This window comes from Mucilaginibacter terrenus, assembly GCF_003432065.1.
Classification (GTDB): Bacteria; Bacteroidota; Bacteroidia; order Sphingobacteriales; family Sphingobacteriaceae; genus Mucilaginibacter; species Mucilaginibacter terrenus.
Genome location: NZ_QWDE01000001.1, coordinates 1,593,214 through 1,609,596 on the forward strand (window position 1 = coordinate 1,593,214; position 16,383 = coordinate 1,609,596).

A 16,383-nucleotide genomic window follows, 5' to 3' on the forward strand; every position below is an offset into this window, starting at 1 on the left:
AATCAAAAAGACTGTATCATGGTTTCAAAAACTGTAACATGTTAAAACATCTAAATTACACAACAAATTGACAATTAGACAAATAGCAAAAATCAGCCCTTTTTAGGTGTAACAGGTGTAACACATCTTTCGCGTTACAGTGCAGCTTACACAGCATCTTCATAACTTCGCAATACTATGAAACACGTACTTATTCTTGATCTCGATAATACCATCTATCCGGTAAGTTCGATAGCCGGTAAACTGTTCGGCGAGCTCTTCAAGTTGATTGATGAACATCTGTTGCCGGCAGACAACGAAGCAGTGGAGAAGGCTAAGGACGAGCTTACCCGCCGCCCCTACCAGCATGTAGCCGATGAGTTTGGCTTTAGCGAAGAACTAAAAGAGAAAGGAATGCAGCTGCTTAACAACATCACGTTTGATGAGCCGATGCAGCCCTATGCAGCATATGATGATCTACGCGCTATAACGGTAGATAAGTACCTGGTGACAACCGGTTTTACCAAACTGCAGATGAGCAAAGTGAAAATGCTAGGTATAGAAGCAGATTTTAAAGGTATTTACATTGTTGACCCGGAAAGGTCCAGCCAAACAAAGAAGGACATCTTTCAGCAAATAATGACCGACAACGGCTATACTGCTGAAGATGCGCTTGTAATCGGCGATGACCCGAAGTCGGAGATTAAAGCTGCGGTTGAGCTCGGTATTGATACTTTCTTATTCGACCCGCATGATAAACATGGCGATGCAACAGTAACCTACCGCAGCGCGGATTATCAGGACGTAATCAGGATTGTAACGGAGGGTTAACCACATTTGCTGTTACCAGCAGTTGCCCCAGGTGGCGCATCGTGTGCTCGGCGGCATGCACGTATAAGCCAATTACTGTTGACGGCAGTTCGGTGCGCCCGACTGCTCGGAAGTCAGTAAGGATTTTTGGATCTATCTGGCTTAATTCCTGTAAGGCTTTATCAACCTGTCTGTTAAAATTACCCACCAAAGCAGATGTAGTGTATACAATTGTGGTCGGTTTACCTTCTGCTTGCAAATAGGCTAATTGTTCTGTGGATAACTTTTCGCCACGGGCATAAGTAAATAAACGGTCGAGCACACCGGTCATGTGCTGCAAATGAAAACCAACGGAAGCCATACTGTACACCTTGTCCCAAAGCTTTTCATCGGGCCAGTCCGTCATGAAAGCATTTACCTCTTCTCTTGCCTGTAGCAACGCATGTGCAACAGGCTGCGTTAGCGCAGGCATGTTATCCAACGGCCCTCGAAGCCAAACCTCCGGTTGATTGTTCATACTCGTTAAGGTTTAGTAGCCAGCCTTTCCTTCACATCATCATGGCTTAGCGTGGTAGGCAAGCCATAAACTTCCTTAACACGGTCCTTGGTGTTATCTGTCCATAACCAACTCGTCCAGGTCATAAACCACAGCCATTTAGGCTGGTGCTTAAGCACTGTGGCATTGGGTAACTCGCCGTTCTCAGTAAGCGCTATGGGCTTGCCGTTTGCAAGGGCAAGCAGTTCTTCGTAGTCGCTTTGTTCGTAATCAAAGTGATAAACGTCTGTACCTAAAATATCTACGTATTCGGCTCCCGGATAAAAATCTTTGTAGTGGTAAGCCTCATCTTCGGGTATGTCGCGCAGGCTGTTGGCACCCCAAACCCATATCAGGTTATTAAGGTGATGGTAGTTGGTATACCTGTCATACATCATCTTGTAGAGCTTGGCAATACCGTTTGGTCCCTTCTTGTTGCCCCACCAAAACCATACGCCGTTCATCTCGTGATAAGGGCGCCATAGTACCGGCACATGCGCATCCTGCAGCTGTTTTAAATAGCCTGCTATGACGTCAATTTGTGCTACCCACTTCTTATTTAAGGCAGTGCCTGGTGTGGTCAGCTCCGTCCATTGTTCGGCGGTAAGCTTGCCTTGTACGCTTTTTTTCCAGTCGTAGGGTGGTTCATCTATTGGCCGGCCCTGGTGCCACATCAAGGTAACTAAATAACCTTCCCGCGATTTCTTTATTGATTCATTTACGATATTCTGCCCAAGGTCTTTATCGCCCCATAGGATAAAATCTGTACCCCAAAGTGCCGGATATTTACCTGTGATGTTCTTTGCCGAATCTGAGAATACGTTTAGGTCGCTGTTATAGTTATGCTGCCCCGAAAGCATGTGCTTACCGTTAATCTCATACAGGTAAGCCAACAGGTTTTTCACCTCAGCGCTGGCGTTCTTGTTAACAGGCTTAAAGGTTTGTGCCATTGGCCGGCACGACAGCAATAACAGCGGAACTACATATAATAACTTTCTCATGATTACTTTAAAATGGCTACATATTTACCACCACTAAAAATAAAACTAAATGTGGTATAGCTATTGCTATGTTGAAAGAAATTTTACAATCTAATATTCACTGATGCGAAACTTTAACATAAAAAAAGCCTTCTGGCTCACTACGCTGATCATCCTTTCTGCCTCGCTACTTATTCTGCAAAGCTGTAAAAAGAAAAGCCGCTCTGACCTGGGCGCAACCCTTTACAAGAAAACCAAGAACAAAGTGTTCAGAGATGCCACTCCCGAAGGTTTGGCCGATGTTTTCAAGAAAGTTATGGAAGAAGAGAAAAGCCATGTGGCTAATCCTAAACTTATTGGTGCTTTCTACGAGGAAAACGGTTACGATCCGGTTTTCGTAATGGATCACATTTTTAATGGCGACGTTGATCTTACCGCCAACTACTTCGAAAAAGTAAACCAGCATGGCCTGGACCCTAAAATGTTCAATGCCGACGAGATTAAAGCCTTGGTTGATAAGTTCCAGGACAAGAAGGCCATCAAGAATCTTGATGAGGCTTACCGCGATATCGCTTTATTGGAAATCAAAACAGCCAATTCGCTTATCAACTACTCAAATGCGCTTCAGTACGGTATGATTAGCCCGCGCAAAATTTACCAGCGCTACTACACCGAAACTAAAAGGCCGGACAGTGCAGGCATGTCAAAGATCTTCTACATAAAAGATATGAAGCATTACCTGGACAGCATACAGCCTAAGGATCCTCAGTACATAGCTTTACAAAAAGCATTGGCATCAGGCAGTGTTGCACCGGGCATGAGCAAAGAAGAAACCATCCGCTACCTGGTAGTGAATTTGGAACGCCTGCGCTGGAAAAACAAGCCTACTCAGGACAAATATGTAATTGTGAATATCCCGGATTACCGCCTGGATGTTATGGACCACGGTCAATCTGTCCTGAACATGAAAGTGTGTGTTGGCGAAGGCCGCAACAAAGACCGCGAGAACTCACTTGTTGAGTATGATGAAAGCGACAAGATAGACCGCCCTTTCAGCCGCGAAACACCACAGCTAAACAGTATGATACACAGCGTACAGGTGAACCCGGTTTGGAACATCCCGCAGAGCATTGCCAGTAAAGAGATAATGGTAGAGGCTGCTAAAGACCCATACTACCTATCAAACAAAAACATTGACGTATATAAAAACGGCAAAAAGGTAGAAGATCCGGAAACAATCGACTGGGGAAGCGCTTCAGCAGGAGATTATGACTTTAAACAACGTCCCGGTGATGATAATGCTTTAGGCAAGATAAAATTCCTGTTTAACAACAAAAGCAGCGTTTACCTGCATGACACACCTGCTAAACAACCATTTACCTGGAACATGCGCGCGGTAAGCCACGGTTGTGTACGCCTGGAAAAACCACAGGAGCTTGCAAGAGTATTGTTTGGAGATGGAGCTACCTACCAGAAAATAGCCGATGATATGGGCAAAGACAATCCCGACCCTACTACCCTTGCGGTACCTAAAAAGGTTCCGGTGTACTTAACCTATGTTACCTGCTGGGCAGATAGCAATGGCGTTATACAGTTCAGGCCGGATGTATACGGGTTAGACATTGTATTATATGGCCACCTGCAAAGGTTCCTGGCACCAAGCCAGCAACTGGCTAACTTGTAATTTATAGTACACCTGCTATATAAACACAAAAGCCCGGCTGTTATGGCCGGGCTTTTTGCGTTATTTAGTTTAGCTCAGTTACAATTTTGAAATCAATGCTGTGCTGCCTGCCTTAGTAGTATCTGCTGCCGCTGGCATTAAAAAGTTGGCCGGGCCGTTCTCATCTAATAATTTAGATGTGTAGTTGGCAGTATTTGCATTGATAAACAGCATCGAACCGCCTTTGATAGTATTGATCACCAGGCTTGACACTTCCGGAGAGACCGCCGGGCAACCAAAGCTGCGACCTAAACGGCCCAATTGGTTAATAGTGCCCTGGCTTACGTAATCTGCAGCGTGTACTACAATACCACGTGCACGGGCCGCGCTATTGATGCCTTCATCTAAACCATTTAAGCGTAGCGATTGACCATGTTTGCCAATATATACGTCATCTGTAAGATAAAAACCAAGGCTGCTCTGGTGCGACTCGTTATTGTTAGAGAACGCTGTAGCCATATCGTTACCACTGCCTTGTCCGTGGGCAACCCAGGTGTTCAGCAGTACTGTTTTGTTCAACACGTCAATAATCCACATTCTCTTTTCGCGGCTTGGCTTGTTAAAGTCTACTACGGTGATAATGTTACTGTTTTTGGCCAGTTTGTTCTCCAGTTTAAGATTGTAATAACCTGTAAGTGCTTTTTGCAGCACGGCTATATCCATACCAGTTTGGGCCAGGTTGGCAGTCTGATAAAGTTGGTTTACATACTGAGCAAAAAAATCTTTGCTGGTTAATGTACCACCTGTTTTAACAATACCATTAATGTTTTTTGATACGCTTGAAGGTTTCCAGCTGATAACAGTTACGGAAAATAACAATAAAGCGCCTATGATCCACCAAAGATGTTTTCTCATAATATTATGGGTTTAATCCAATAAGTTTATAATCAATTCAGGGCAGCTACGGTGCAGGATTTGCGGTTTAATAATTGCGAATGCTGATACAAATATACAAAATTTCCTCTCAAATACTGTCATTGCAATCTCATCATATATTAATGATTAAATTACTTAAAGTAAAGTTAATAAATACGACTGAGAAATGCAAATATTTAAAGGTACAAAAAAGGCTGCACGTTGATGCGTGCAGCCTTTTGCATTTTTTTTCTGGTGTTACGATAACTTATTTATTCCAAACGATCTTCTCCTCTACCGGAATCTTACGTTTACCTTCCGGCTGCACATCTGTATAGCCCAGGAATAGTACACCTAAAACAGCATCTTCAGCACCCAGGCCAAAATGTTCTGCATAAGCAGGTTTAAGGACAGCACCGCCGGTACTCCAGAACGCCCCGATGTTAAGCGCGGTTGCGCCAAGCAGCAGGTTTTGTACAGCGCAGGCAGTAGCAATAACTTCTTCAAACTGGGGGATCTTTGGCAAGTCACCTCGTTTTTGGTAAGCAATTACCACGTGCGACGAGTTATTACCCTGGTTAGTAAGGTTAGTGTACGTAGTTGAATTAAAGGTTTCTTCGGTTGTGGTGCTTTTGTAAATATCAGCATGTGTAGCGCAGTATTTAGCAGGATCCTCAAAAACAATAAAGCGCCATGGCTCTGTATTGCCGTGGTTAGGCGCCCAATCGGCAAGTTCCAGTACCGAGGCCACGTGGCCGTTAGGTATTTTGTTGCCATTCATGGTAGACGGCTTAATGGTACGGCGTGCTTTTATATTGCTTGCAACAGCAGCGAAAGTAGATTCCATAATAATTATATCAGCTTTTTAAACGCCGCAAATTAGGGATTTTTGCGCAAAGGATGGCTGCATAACTGATAAAAGAGGTGAGTCTGAAAGAAACATAGCCGGGTGCCGCGGGCTTTCAGCTTCGAATTACCGGGGCTTTTCCCGCATGCAGTAAATATATTTTGGCAGCCGCCTTCCCTTGAAATGTATCTTTGGTTTGTGTGAACGCCTGGAATGTAAATTGCATTCTTTATCCACCTATTCTGTAGAAAAATTGGGTTAAAACACCTGTTTTATTCATTACTATATCCATATAACTTTATGTAAACTTATCACACAATGAAATTTTTAGCAAGTTTTGTACTTATAGCATGGGCTGTCACCGGGCTATATCTTGGTATTGGAGGACTTACAAAACTAGATACCGATGAAAACTTTAAAGATATTCAAAAAAGAAAAACCGAACTTGAATTAAAAAAATTCAACCCGCCTATAACTGTAAAAGAGATCCCAATTGATAATGAATACGATTATCAAATTTTTACGCTTCATCAGGGGATAGAGGAATATTTTACCTGGACAGTAATATTGCCGCGATTTGCTGCACTAAGCATAACTGCAATGAGTTTCGGATTGTTAGGGGCTGTGGTATTTTTACTTAAATCGCTTGCATTAAACAAAGAAGACATTACTAAGATCAAATACCTTTCGTTACCAACATTGGGTATTTTAACAGGCATGGTCGTATTAGGATTATCCTATATTCTTCCGACGATAATTGTAGAGGGTGCTACAGAAATCCGTCCGATTACTTTGATGTTCTTTTGTCTTTTCTGCGGCATTTGCTCGGAGAACTTCTATAAGAAAATTGATGATTTGTTTGAAAAATTATTTAAATCAAAATGAAGGCATTTTACTTTTTTATGTTATTAACAGCTATGGGCTTGGCAGCAAAGGCTCAAGGTTCCAGTCAGACAGAAATGATTCGTGAAGATGTAAGCATAAGCCTGGTGGAAAACATTGGCGCTATACCAATTAACGAAAGTGCCAACGTATTAAAGCGCTTTTCATCAGATAAACAAAAAAATTATCAAAAAGCAGATTTAGCTCTTTATAGATATTCTATTATGAAGAAAGGCGATAAAGAGGTGTTACAAGTACATGCCTTGCCTATTGGCGAGCTTAAAAATGCAGCCAACGAATCTAACTTCACTATTCAAATAAGTTACAACTGTACAGATACCAGCCATAACCCAAAACATGATGCTCAAACCCTTAATCAAATGAAAGCAGTTCAAACTGTTAAACATTGTAGTGGAATAAAAATGGTAATACATGATAATTGATGCCCTAATTAAATCAGTATAAAAAATATTTAATTAAATAATTTCAACATCATCAACTTATCCCACCAACACACGCAACGGCAAATATATAGTCGATATTAGGGATATAAACTGTTACAACTACATAACACGTAAAAATACTCGACCAAAATTTTTACCTTTCGCCATTGCCGCTCTGGGGCATAATGGTGTATGAACAACTGGATAAAAAATTATAGCAGTATACTGTGGCTGCTGGCAGGCATTATTGCCGGTACCATTGCTGGTGTTGTGTTAGGAAAGGATGCAGCGGTACTTAAACCTATTGGCGACATATTCCTAAACCTGCTGTTCGTGGCGGTTATCCCCCTGGTGTTTTTCGCCATTGCATCGGCCATTGCCAACCTGCAGGGCACGCAAAAACTCGGGCGCATAATCGGCGTAACTGCTGCCGTGTTTTTAGGGACCATCATCGTAGCTGCTGTTGTAACCATTATAGCGGTTTGGATATTGCCGCTGGGCAACAGCATGGCATCCGCAAAGGCGAATATAGACGCCGGCACCACCGGTAAGTTTACGGGTGAACAAATAACACAGCTTTTTACTACCAGCGAATTTTTCAACCTGCTTTCGCGCAAGAACATGCTGGCCATGATCATTTTTGCTATACTGGTTGGCTTTGCCAGCCTGCGCGCAGGTGAAAAAGGCGCGGCCTTTACCCATTTCCTTAATGATGGAAGCGAAGTTTTTAAACAACTGTTCACCATTATTATGAAAGCCGGTCCGGTGGGTTTAGGGGCTTATTTCGCCTACCAGGTAGCAGAGTTCGGGCCATCGCTGTTCGGCACATACGCCCATATACTAGGGATAGGTTACGGTGTAAGCATATTTGTGTATGCTGTGGTATATACTATCTACGCATTCATTGCCGGCGGTATCAGCGGCATCCGGCGGTATTGGAAAAACAACATTATCCCGTCGGCGACTGCCGTAGCTACCTGCAGCAGTATTGCAACTATCCCGGCCAACCTGGATGCAGCTAAAAAGATGGGCATCACCAATGTGATAGCGGGCATTACCATCCCTCTTGGCGGCACATTACACAAAGACGGCTCCAGCATATCCTCTATCCTTAAAATGGCGGTAGTATTTGCCATGTTCGGCAAAGGGTTTGATAGTCCGCAGAACATCCTGCTGGCGCTTGGAATGACCGTATTGGTGAGCGTTGTAGAAGGTGGCATACCCAACGGAGGCTACATTGGCGAACTGCTGTTTATCTCGGCTTACGGTTTCCCGCCCGAAGCACTGCCTCCGGCGATCATTATCGGTACGCTGATAGACCCTATCGCTACCCTCCTGAACGCCACCGGCGACACCGCGGCCGCCATGCTGATCAACCGGTTTGTTGAGGGAAAAACGCCAAACTCATAAGTAGCAAAAGCAGTCTTTTTATTACATTAGCTGTAAAATCCTACCCTTTAAATGCGTCCTTCATTGCTTAAGATCAAACTGATCTATCTAAGAGGCTTGCTTGTCGCGGCAGCTTATCTAATCATCTATAGTTTTCTTACATGGCTCTTTGTTTACAAGTTTGCGGTGTTGTCGCTTAATGAAGACCTCGTCTCCTATTGGTTGCCGGGCGGCTTATCTATTGCAATTATCTTATTATGGATAGCTCCCCGGGTTAAACTCTTAAAACTGCAACGCAAAAAGGCTGATTTGCCGGGGCTTTACTTTTTTCTTGGATGGATTGCGCTCTCTGCTCCGGTTGTATTATTTCAGAAGCATATGGAAACTGCCACAGGAGTGTTGACCACGCTGAACAAAGTAAGTGAGCTATCCGGAAAAGATCTAACCAAGTACTACAAGATCAAACAGCATTATGTAGATAAACTCCACCCCGCAATTTACCGGAAAGCGGAGGTTAGTGGTAAGAACGACCAATATTTAACTTTTTATATTTATGTAGCTTGTCCTGTTGTAGATAACAAGCAGATGGTTGATTCAACTGCACGACAACTTTCGCGGCCACCGGTAGCCTGGCTGGGTGTGAAATACAGCAAACAGATAAGCAATTCCGTTAGCGACGCAGAAAAGGATCAAGCTTTTAAAGATCTTATAGACAACGCCGAGCAGCAATTTAGAGCAGCAGATCTGGATGATTTGGTGTATCTGAACCGTATGGGTAACAACAATGCACGGAAAGCGTACTATCACGCCGTTGCCAGCGTGCTCTCTAACGAGGCACAACCCGTTGTTTTTGAAGCGAAGAAAGAGCCGTTTGAAGACCGGAACGGTAACTATTTTGAATGGACATTGGGGTCTTTTGGGATTGGGACTATCGTTTGGTTAATGATGTGTATGCTGCCCGGATTAGAACCCTACGAACTAAGCAAATTACAGGCTAAACAGATAAATTGTCCCCGGCAGAGCATCTATCTGCAATACTAACCCAAGGACGGGAAGCGTCCGCCACGTTCATACTTACCGGCGTAAACATCCTGGTGTTCGTATTAATGGTTCTTGCGGGACTTGGCTTTATGTCATTTGATGCGCAGGATTTGTACCAATGGGGAGCGAACCAGCGCGCAGCCGTGCTAGCCGGGCAGTGGTGGCGCTTACTTAGCAGTACATTTTTACATGGCGGTGCTATGCATTTGTTCGGGAATACATACGGGCTACTAATTGTAGGTGCAATGGTGGAGCAGTATATAGGAAGGGTAAGACTTTTTGTCGCTTATTTCGCTTGCGGCTTGGTTGCGAGTATCGCCAGTATCTGGTGGCATCCAGATACTGTTAGCGTGGGCGCTTCTGGTGCAATATTTGGCTTATGCGGTGTATTGCTTGCTTTGCTTATCACCAACAAAACCGATGGTGCATTTAAAACCGGAGGATTAATATTTATAGGCCTTTATGCAGGTATAAATCTGTTATTCGGTCTAAAAGGCAATGTAGATAACGCCGCGCATGTGGGCGGACTTGTTGGGGGTATTATTGTTGGCTTGATCATGTCAGCATTTGTGAAGCCACCCAAGCAAAGTAAAAGAAAACCAACGAAGCGAGCCGCAAGTGTTAAAAAAGCACCGGAAGAAACCGACCCTAACGATAAGACGAAGCCTGACCCATAAACACCTGTATCACCATTACAAAATTGCCGAAAAACTGTAACATGGTTGCAAAAACTGTAACATGTTACAACATGTAAATTTCACAAGAAGCTTAACTACAAGGATTTACTTAAAATGAGAGCAAAATAAGTGTAACAGGTGTAACACACTCACGCGTGTTACACCTGTTAGTATAATGGCGGGTATTTGGCAGGGTTCGCCTCGTTCATCATGCTGTAAACAACATCTATAATATCATCGGTAGAAGGCTTGCTGAAGTAGTCGCCATCAGACCCATATGGCGGGCGGTGTTCGGCGCCGCAAAGCGTTTTAGGCTGTGCATCCAGGGCAAAGTAGCCTTCCTGTACCTCCAGTACCTTCTGCAGTATATAAGCGGAACCACCACCCGGAAGATCCTCATCCACCACCAGCAGTTTATTAGTTTTCCGCAGCGATTGAGCGCAGATATGTTCCGTATCAAACGGATAAAGTGTTTGCGGATCTATCACCTCTATATTAATGCCCATCTTTTCCAGGTCCTCAGCCGCTTCCTGTACAATCCGCAGTGTTGAGCCATAGCTAATAACGGTAACATCGGTACCTTCCCTAACGATCTCTGCTTTCCCTAGCGGTACAGTGAATTCTCCTACGTTAGCGGGCAATTTCTCTTTAAGGCGATAACCATTAAGGCTTTCTATAACCAAAGCCGGTTCGTCGCCTCTTAAAAGGGCGTTGTACATACCGGCCGCTTGTGTCATATTACGTGGCACACATATGTGCATTCCCCGCATCGAGTTCAGTATCATGCCTAGTGGCGACCCGGAGTGCCAGATTCCTTCTAAACGATGACCGCGGGTACGTACGATAAGCGGCGCTTTTTGCCCGCCGCTGCTGCGGTAGCTAAGGCTCGCCACGTCGTCGCTAAGTACGGTAAGGGCGTACAACAGGTAATCAAGATATTGTATCTCCGCAATTGGACGGAAGCCCCGCATGGCTAAGCCCAGGCCCTGTCCTACTATAGTTGCCTCACGGATACCCGTATCTGTAATCCGCAGATCGCTGTACTTGGCCTGCAAACCGGCAAAGCCCTGGTTTACGTCGCCAATTGCACCTACATCTTCACCAAAAGCAACAATGCTTTTATCCCGTTCAAAGTTAGCATCAAAGCACGCGTTAAGCACTTCCCTGCCGTCTATCAGTTTTGAGTCGTCGGTATAGTCTGCTGCCACTACAGGCACCAGTAAAGGTGAATTCGGCGAGTTGGTAAATAGTTTTGAGTTAAACCGTTCTTTGTTTTTTATCGTTTCGGCTTTGAGGTAATCGACCAAAGCCTGGCGCTGTTCCGTCTTCTCGTTTAACGTGATGCGAAGCGCCTTTTTTATAGCAGCAACGGTATCTCTCCTACCGGGATCAACACAAGCCTGCAGCGATTCTATCAACTGGTGCAGCTCAGCGTATTTAGATGAATGTTCTGCAACGCTTTCCATTAAGCGAACGGCATCCGCCATTTCGTCTTTTATCTCACCATCCAAATCTGCCCAAGCTTCTTTCTGGCATTCGCGCACATATTTCTTCGCAGTAGCCTCAAGCTCATCAATTTCCTCGTTGGTGATGATAGCCGACTCTACCATCCATTTACGCATTTGTAAGAGGCAATCGTGTTCCTCTTCCCAGGCAAGCCGTTCTTTAGATTTATAGCGCTCATGGGACCCTGAAGTAGAGTGTCCCTGTGGCTGCGTCATCTCGGTAACGTGTATCATTACCGGTACATGCTCTTCACGACAAATTTTTATCGCACGCTCATAGGTTTCGCAAAGGGCAACGTAGTCCCAACCCTTTACTTTAAATATCTCATATCCTTTACCCTTGGCATCCCGCTGAAAGCCTTTAAGTACTTCTGATATATCTGATTTGGTAGTTTGCAACTGGGCCGGAACTGATATTGCGTAAGCATCATCCCATATTGAGATAGCCATTGGTACCTGCAATACGCCGGCAGCATTGAAAGATTCGAAAAACAGACCTTCGGAAGTGGAGCCATTACCGATGGTTCCAAACGCTACCTCGTTTCCATTTACAGAAAAGTTACTCAGGTATTCAAGTTCTTTGTTCTGGCGGTATAACTTAGATGCATAAGCCAATCCCAGCAAGCGGGGCATGTGCCCTCCTGTTGTAGAAAGGTCTGATGCTGTGTTCTTTGTTTGTGCCTGATTAGTAAAGTTGCCGTTCTCGTCTACATAACGGGTAGCATAATGGCAGTTCATTTGCCTGCCGCCCGACGCAGGGTCTTTAGTGATATCAGGATTTGCGTATAACTGTGCAAAAAACTCTTTAAGGTTGCTCATGCCCGTAGCGAACATGAAGGTTTGATCGCGGTAATAACCAGCGCGCCAATCTCCCGTACGAAAAACTTTCGCCATAGCTAATTGAGCAACTTCTTTACCGTCGCCAAATATGCCAAACTTAGCTTTACCCGTAAGTACTTCTCGCCTGCCCAGCAAACTTGCCTGGCGGCTTTCGTAACCTATACGATAATCGCTTATCACAATTTTCCTGAAATCGTCAAAACTGAGTTCGCCGGCTTTCAGATCATTGCCTTGTTGTAATACAGTTTCGGGCATACAATATTTCGTTTAAGCGGTAAAAGTATAAAATTCTGTTTTGTTTTTTGTAGGCTGTTAGTAAAACATCTCCTTACCACATTAGTTTTGTTATTACTTTAAACCTTTTATATTTGTAGTAATCAAATAGGTAATTATGAAAAAGATAATGATGATCTGCGCAGTGTTTTTAGGCATTGCCTTTACTGCAAATACTGCCATGGCGCAAAGTGACAACAAAGCCGAATTTAAGTTTAACGAGGAAAAACATGATTTTGGCAAAATACCACAAGGTGTGCCTGTTACTACCGTTTTTGAATTCACCAACGTTGGCCAGGAGCCTTTGATTTTGTCGGAAGTAAGGCCAACATGCGGTTGTACAATTGCCGATTACACTAAAACGCCGGTTCTTAAAGGTGCAAAAGGAACAATCAAGATTACCTATAATGCAGTTGCACTTTCTGGCTTCAATAAAACCATTGTAGTTACTTCAAATGCTAAAACACCTACGAAATACCTGAATATTACAGGTGAGGTAATAGCAAAACCTGCAGCAAGCAGCAAATAAGTATTTCAATCCCAAAAAAATCTAAAGGCATCGACACTCGATGCCTTTTTTGTTTATAACGTTTTTTACTCCGGTTAGATTATCTCACCCCTATCTAAGTGAAATTTAAAGGGGTTAAATATTTTGCTAATTTTGCACATGCCAAAAATTTCGCAAAAAGGGCAACGCATGCCCGCATCGCCTATACGTAAGCTAACACCTTTTGCAGATAAAGCTAAGCTGGAAGGCAAAAAGGTTTATCATTTAAATATTGGTCAGCCTGATATAGAAACACCGGAAGGCATGCTGAATGCCATTAAGAATATCGACTTCAAGGTTTGGGCCTATACCGCTTCTGAGGGCACATTGAGCTATCGTAAAAAGCTTGTAGAGTACTACAACAAATTAGGTTATAACATAACGCCTGAAAATATAATTGTAACGACAGGAGGATCTGAAGCAATCACTATTGCAATGATGAGCTGCCTTGATGAAGGTGATGAGGTAATTATTCCGGAACCTTTTTACGCGAACTACAATGGTTTTGCTAACCAGACAGATGTTGTGGTAAAACCAATATTATCTTACATCGAAAATGGTTTCGCGTTGCCGCCTATAAGCGAATTTGAGAAGCTAATAACACCAAAAACTAAAGCTATCATAATTTGCAATCCCAATAACCCGACAGGCTATTTATACTCCAAAGAAGAGCTTGAGGCATTAAAGGAACTTGCTTTGAAGTACGACCTTTATATATTCTCAGACGAAGCCTATCGCGAGTTTTGTTATGATGGACGCACATTCATCTCTCCTATGCACCTGGACGGCATTGATGAAAACGTAATTGTTATGGACACTGTCAGCAAACGTTACAGTGCATGCGGTGCTCGGCTTGGATGCTTAATTACCAAAAACAGAGCGGTAATTGCAGCTGGTTTAAAGTTTGCACAAGCAAGATTATCACCAGGCATGGTGGAACAAATAGCCGGAGAGGCTGCGGTTGATACACCCGATGAATACTTTAACGCCGTTAATACCGAATACACCAAGCGTCGCGATACGCTCGTATCTGCCCTTAACAAGATTGAAGGTGTTTACTGCCCGAATCCCGGTGGAGCATTTTATGTAGTGGCAAAATTCCCGATAGATAATGCTGATAAGTTTTGCCAGTGGATGCTGGAAAGCTTCAGTTATGAGAACCAAACTGTAATGATGGCCCCGGCTACCGGCTTTTACAGCACGCCAGGCGCCGGCACAAACGAGGTTCGTATGGCGTATGTGCTTAATAACGACGATCTAAATAAAGCAATGGCCTGCCTTGCAGAAGGATTAAAAGCTTACCCGGGAAGAATTTAGCAACTTCAGTTATAAGCCAAATTGAAATTTGTTCTTGCTGAGAGTAAATGTTTATGAAGTTTAGCGAGACCGTTGAAGCAAATAGAGGTAATATCAGTTGGATGAATAATCTCCGGTTGATTGCAATATTAGCTGTAGTTGCTTTGCACACGGCTTCGCCACTATTATTCGCCTACAATTCAGTTAGCGTTTCAGATTGGATTGCGGGCGACCTTTATAACGCACTTACCCGCTTCGCGGTTCCTGTGTTTGTGATGATAACGGGGGCTCTACTCCTTGGTCGCGAATATGACCTGTTTGTTTTTTTACGAAAACGTTTAGGCAGGTTGATCCTGCCTTTTCTATTTTGGAGCTTAGTATATATCACTTATCGCTACTACAACGAAGAATTCGTTTTCACCGGTAAAATTTGGACAGATGTACGTTTTGTTCTGCACCAGTTAAAAACAGGTAGTTATTACCACATGTGGTACATATACCAACTTATTGGTTTGTACTTATTCATCCCTGTGCTAAGTAAATTCGTGCGCAATGCAACAGAAAAAGAGCTACTTTACTTTTTAGCAGTGTGGTTTTTCGCAATGCTTTTTAGTCGTCCTTACCTGAGCTCATTAGAGACCGCTGTAGATCTGCATAACTTCAGCGGTTACATCGGCTATATGGTGTTGGGTTATTACGTATCTAACAAAAAGGTCAGGCTTTACGGCATCGAACTTATCGCTGCATTACTTTTCATTTGTTTAGCCACTATTATAGCTGCTGGAACATATTATCGTCAGGTTAAGTTTCATGAACTAAGCACCTACTTTTATGAACCACTTGGCCCTTTTGTGATATTGCTTTCTGCAAGTGCATTGATTAAAGCTAAAAACACGGTTGTCAAGATAGCGCAACCCATACAAGTGTTTTTAGATAATGCAAGCAAAAGCACTTTAGGCATCTACTTTTGTCACCCTTTGGTTCTCAATTTTTTTGAATTAAACAGAATTACTTACGCAGCCTTTAATTCTATTGTAAGCATCCCTACCATTGCCCTGGCATGCTTTCTAATTTCATGGCTATTAATATGGGTGATGCGTAAAATACCGCTATTAAAATATCTTGTGGAATAGTTTAACTGCACCCTTGTCAGGTTATGCTTTGGTAAGGATTTTGCTTTGTTATAGAAGGTGCATTATACAAGGGCTTTGCCAATTAAATCGTATATTTGCATTATTATCCGCTCACTGCAGCAATAAAAGCAGGCTCAACAAATGGGGTCGACCGGAATTGACAGGATGGAGATGAATAAGTAAGCATGCAGCGCGTTGGGTGAATTAGCGCTCTAATCTGAACACTCAAACACACAAACGGCGAAAATAACTACGCCTTAGCTGCCTAATTTAGAATTAGCATAGCTTTTGTCCCGCCGGTTTTCGGTTCCATTGAGCCGGCATCAGGGGCATCGACAAACGGAACTGGCTCGCTTAGGGTGTGATAAGCAGGCGAGATAAAGCACCTACGGAAGACGGTACAGGCAAGCAACTGGCCTTCCCCTTCCCGACAATTTAACAGAAGCTAAGCATGTAGAAAGCTTACTTTATACCATGTTTGGACGAGGGTTCGAATCCCTCCGGCTCCACTTTTACAGCCTCAAAACAGGCCAAAACGCTATAAAACCCGGTTTTATAGCGTTTTTTTTGAATTCCAGTCTGAAAGAATTCATTTAAATGCATGTTTCGGGAAACCTAATCGAGACCT

15 protein-coding genes and 1 other RNA gene are annotated in these 16,383 nt (G+C 43.5%); 11 read left to right on the top strand and 5 right to left on the bottom strand.

Features of this window, described 5'->3' with window-relative positions; translation table 11 throughout:
• Positions 1-177: 177 nt before the first annotated feature.
• Complete coding sequence (locus DYU05_RS07020; RefSeq protein WP_117382242.1) at positions 178-810, top strand: HAD family hydrolase; 633 nt, start codon at positions 178-180, stop codon at positions 808-810.
• On the opposite strand, the gene DYU05_RS07025 is transcribed toward DYU05_RS07020, so the two are convergent.
• Together DYU05_RS07025 and DYU05_RS07030 are read right to left on the bottom strand one after the other, a co-directional pair.
• Positions 788-1,306, bottom strand: a complete 519-nt coding sequence (locus tag DYU05_RS07025) for a DinB family protein (RefSeq protein ID WP_117382243.1) — start codon at positions 1,304-1,306, stop codon at positions 788-790. The two genes, DYU05_RS07020 and DYU05_RS07025, sit on opposite strands and share 23 nt — an antisense overlap.
• Before the next feature lie 5 nt (positions 1,307-1,311).
• Positions 1,312-2,325 carry a glycosyl hydrolase gene (locus tag DYU05_RS07030; RefSeq protein WP_117382244.1) on the bottom strand — a complete coding sequence of 338 codons (1,014 nt, stop codon included), beginning with the start codon at positions 2,323-2,325 and terminating at the stop codon, positions 1,312-1,314.
• 103 nt (positions 2,326-2,428) lie between these two features.
• Between DYU05_RS07030 and DYU05_RS07035 the strand changes: the two genes are divergently transcribed.
• A complete protein-coding gene (locus DYU05_RS07035; protein ID WP_117382245.1) occupies positions 2,429-3,988 on the top strand; it encodes a L,D-transpeptidase family protein in 1,560 nt (519 codons plus the stop codon).
• A 78-nt stretch (positions 3,989-4,066) separates the two neighbouring features.
• Here the strand turns inward: DYU05_RS07035 and DYU05_RS07040 are convergent, their stop codons facing one another.
• Together DYU05_RS07040 and DYU05_RS07045 are read right to left on the bottom strand one after the other, a co-directional pair.
• Positions 4,067-4,882, bottom strand: coding sequence for a murein L,D-transpeptidase catalytic domain family protein (locus DYU05_RS07040; RefSeq protein WP_117382246.1), 816 nt, complete (start codon positions 4,880-4,882; stop codon positions 4,067-4,069).
• A gap of 268 nt (positions 4,883-5,150) precedes the next feature.
• Positions 5,151-5,729 (bottom strand): nitroreductase family protein, encoded by a 579-nt coding sequence (locus tag DYU05_RS07045; protein WP_117382247.1) that lies wholly within the window; start codon positions 5,727-5,729, stop codon positions 5,151-5,153.
• Between the two features lie 318 nt (positions 5,730-6,047).
• Between DYU05_RS07045 and DYU05_RS07050 the strand changes: the two genes are divergently transcribed.
• The 5 genes from DYU05_RS07050 (at position 6,048) to DYU05_RS07070 (ending at position 10,161) form a co-directional block, all read left to right on the top strand.
• On the top strand, positions 6,048-6,614 hold the full coding sequence (locus tag DYU05_RS07050) for a hypothetical protein (RefSeq protein WP_117382248.1): 567 nt from the start codon (positions 6,048-6,050) through the stop codon (positions 6,612-6,614).
• Entirely contained in the window at positions 6,611-7,054 is a 444-nt protein-coding gene (locus tag DYU05_RS07055; protein ID WP_117382249.1) for a hypothetical protein, read from the top strand. The genes DYU05_RS07050 and DYU05_RS07055 overlap by 4 nt, the downstream gene beginning before the upstream one ends.
• A gap of 192 nt (positions 7,055-7,246) precedes the next feature.
• Positions 7,247-8,464 (top strand): dicarboxylate/amino acid:cation symporter, encoded by a 1,218-nt coding sequence (locus DYU05_RS07060; RefSeq protein ID WP_117382250.1) that lies wholly within the window; start codon positions 7,247-7,249, stop codon positions 8,462-8,464.
• Positions 8,465-8,515: 51 nt separating this feature from the next.
• The gene (locus DYU05_RS07065) at positions 8,516-9,484 is read left to right on the top strand and encodes a hypothetical protein (protein WP_117382251.1); all 969 of its coding nucleotides are present in this window, start codon (positions 8,516-8,518) and stop codon (positions 9,482-9,484) included.
• On the top strand, positions 9,451-10,161 hold the full coding sequence (locus tag DYU05_RS07070; protein ID WP_133300187.1) for a rhomboid family intramembrane serine protease: 711 nt from the start codon (positions 9,451-9,453) through the stop codon (positions 10,159-10,161). The genes DYU05_RS07065 and DYU05_RS07070 overlap by 34 nt, the downstream gene beginning before the upstream one ends.
• Before the next feature lie 167 nt (positions 10,162-10,328).
• Here the strand turns inward: DYU05_RS07070 and DYU05_RS07075 are convergent, their stop codons facing one another.
• Positions 10,329-12,761 (bottom strand): alpha-ketoacid dehydrogenase subunit alpha/beta, encoded by a 2,433-nt coding sequence (locus DYU05_RS07075; RefSeq protein WP_117382253.1) that lies wholly within the window; start codon positions 12,759-12,761, stop codon positions 10,329-10,331.
• Between the two features lie 136 nt (positions 12,762-12,897).
• Between DYU05_RS07075 and DYU05_RS07080 the strand changes: the two genes are divergently transcribed.
• The 4 genes from DYU05_RS07080 to ssrA all read left to right on the top strand — a co-directional run bounded on the left by DYU05_RS07080 (position 12,898) and on the right by ssrA (position 16,267).
• Positions 12,898-13,308 carry a DUF1573 domain-containing protein gene (locus tag DYU05_RS07080; protein ID WP_117382254.1) on the top strand — a complete coding sequence of 137 codons (411 nt, stop codon included), beginning with the start codon at positions 12,898-12,900 and terminating at the stop codon, positions 13,306-13,308.
• A 138-nt stretch (positions 13,309-13,446) separates the two neighbouring features.
• Positions 13,447-14,643, top strand: coding sequence for a pyridoxal phosphate-dependent aminotransferase (locus DYU05_RS07085; RefSeq protein ID WP_117382255.1), 1,197 nt, complete (start codon positions 13,447-13,449; stop codon positions 14,641-14,643).
• Positions 14,644-14,696: 53 nt separating this feature from the next.
• Positions 14,697-15,755: an acyltransferase gene (locus DYU05_RS07090; protein ID WP_165852015.1), complete on the top strand. Its 1,059-nt coding sequence runs from the start codon at positions 14,697-14,699 to the stop codon at positions 15,753-15,755.
• A 143-nt stretch (positions 15,756-15,898) separates the two neighbouring features.
• Positions 15,899-16,267, top strand: a transfer-messenger RNA (tmRNA) gene (gene ssrA / locus DYU05_RS07095).
• Positions 16,268-16,383: the final 116 nt, after the last annotated feature.

Coding starts and splice junctions, on each gene's coding strand:
- DYU05_RS07075 (WP_117382253.1), bottom strand. CDS start 12,761: ATGCCCGAAACTGTATTACAACAAGGCAATGATCTGAAAGCCGGCGAA.
- DYU05_RS07060 (WP_117382250.1), top strand. CDS start 7,247: ATGAACAACTGGATAAAAAATTATAGCAGTATACTGTGGCTGCTGGCA.
- DYU05_RS07065 (WP_117382251.1), top strand. CDS start 8,516: ATGCGTCCTTCATTGCTTAAGATCAAACTGATCTATCTAAGAGGCTTG.
- DYU05_RS07080 (WP_117382254.1), top strand. CDS start 12,898: ATGAAAAAGATAATGATGATCTGCGCAGTGTTTTTAGGCATTGCCTTT.
- DYU05_RS07040 (WP_117382246.1), bottom strand. CDS start 4,882: ATGAGAAAACATCTTTGGTGGATCATAGGCGCTTTATTGTTATTTTCC.
- DYU05_RS07055 (WP_117382249.1), top strand. CDS start 6,611: ATGAAGGCATTTTACTTTTTTATGTTATTAACAGCTATGGGCTTGGCA.
- DYU05_RS07030 (WP_117382244.1), bottom strand. CDS start 2,325: ATGAGAAAGTTATTATATGTAGTTCCGCTGTTATTGCTGTCGTGCCGG.
- DYU05_RS07045 (WP_117382247.1), bottom strand. CDS start 5,729: ATGGAATCTACTTTCGCTGCTGTTGCAAGCAATATAAAAGCACGCCGT.
- DYU05_RS07035 (WP_117382245.1), top strand. CDS start 2,429: ATGCGAAACTTTAACATAAAAAAAGCCTTCTGGCTCACTACGCTGATC.
- DYU05_RS07085 (WP_117382255.1), top strand. CDS start 13,447: ATGCCAAAAATTTCGCAAAAAGGGCAACGCATGCCCGCATCGCCTATA.
- DYU05_RS07050 (WP_117382248.1), top strand. CDS start 6,048: ATGAAATTTTTAGCAAGTTTTGTACTTATAGCATGGGCTGTCACCGGG.
- DYU05_RS07090 (WP_165852015.1), top strand. CDS start 14,697: ATGAAGTTTAGCGAGACCGTTGAAGCAAATAGAGGTAATATCAGTTGG.
- DYU05_RS07020 (WP_117382242.1), top strand. CDS start 178: ATGAAACACGTACTTATTCTTGATCTCGATAATACCATCTATCCGGTA.
- DYU05_RS07025 (WP_117382243.1), bottom strand. CDS start 1,306: ATGAACAATCAACCGGAGGTTTGGCTTCGAGGGCCGTTGGATAACATG.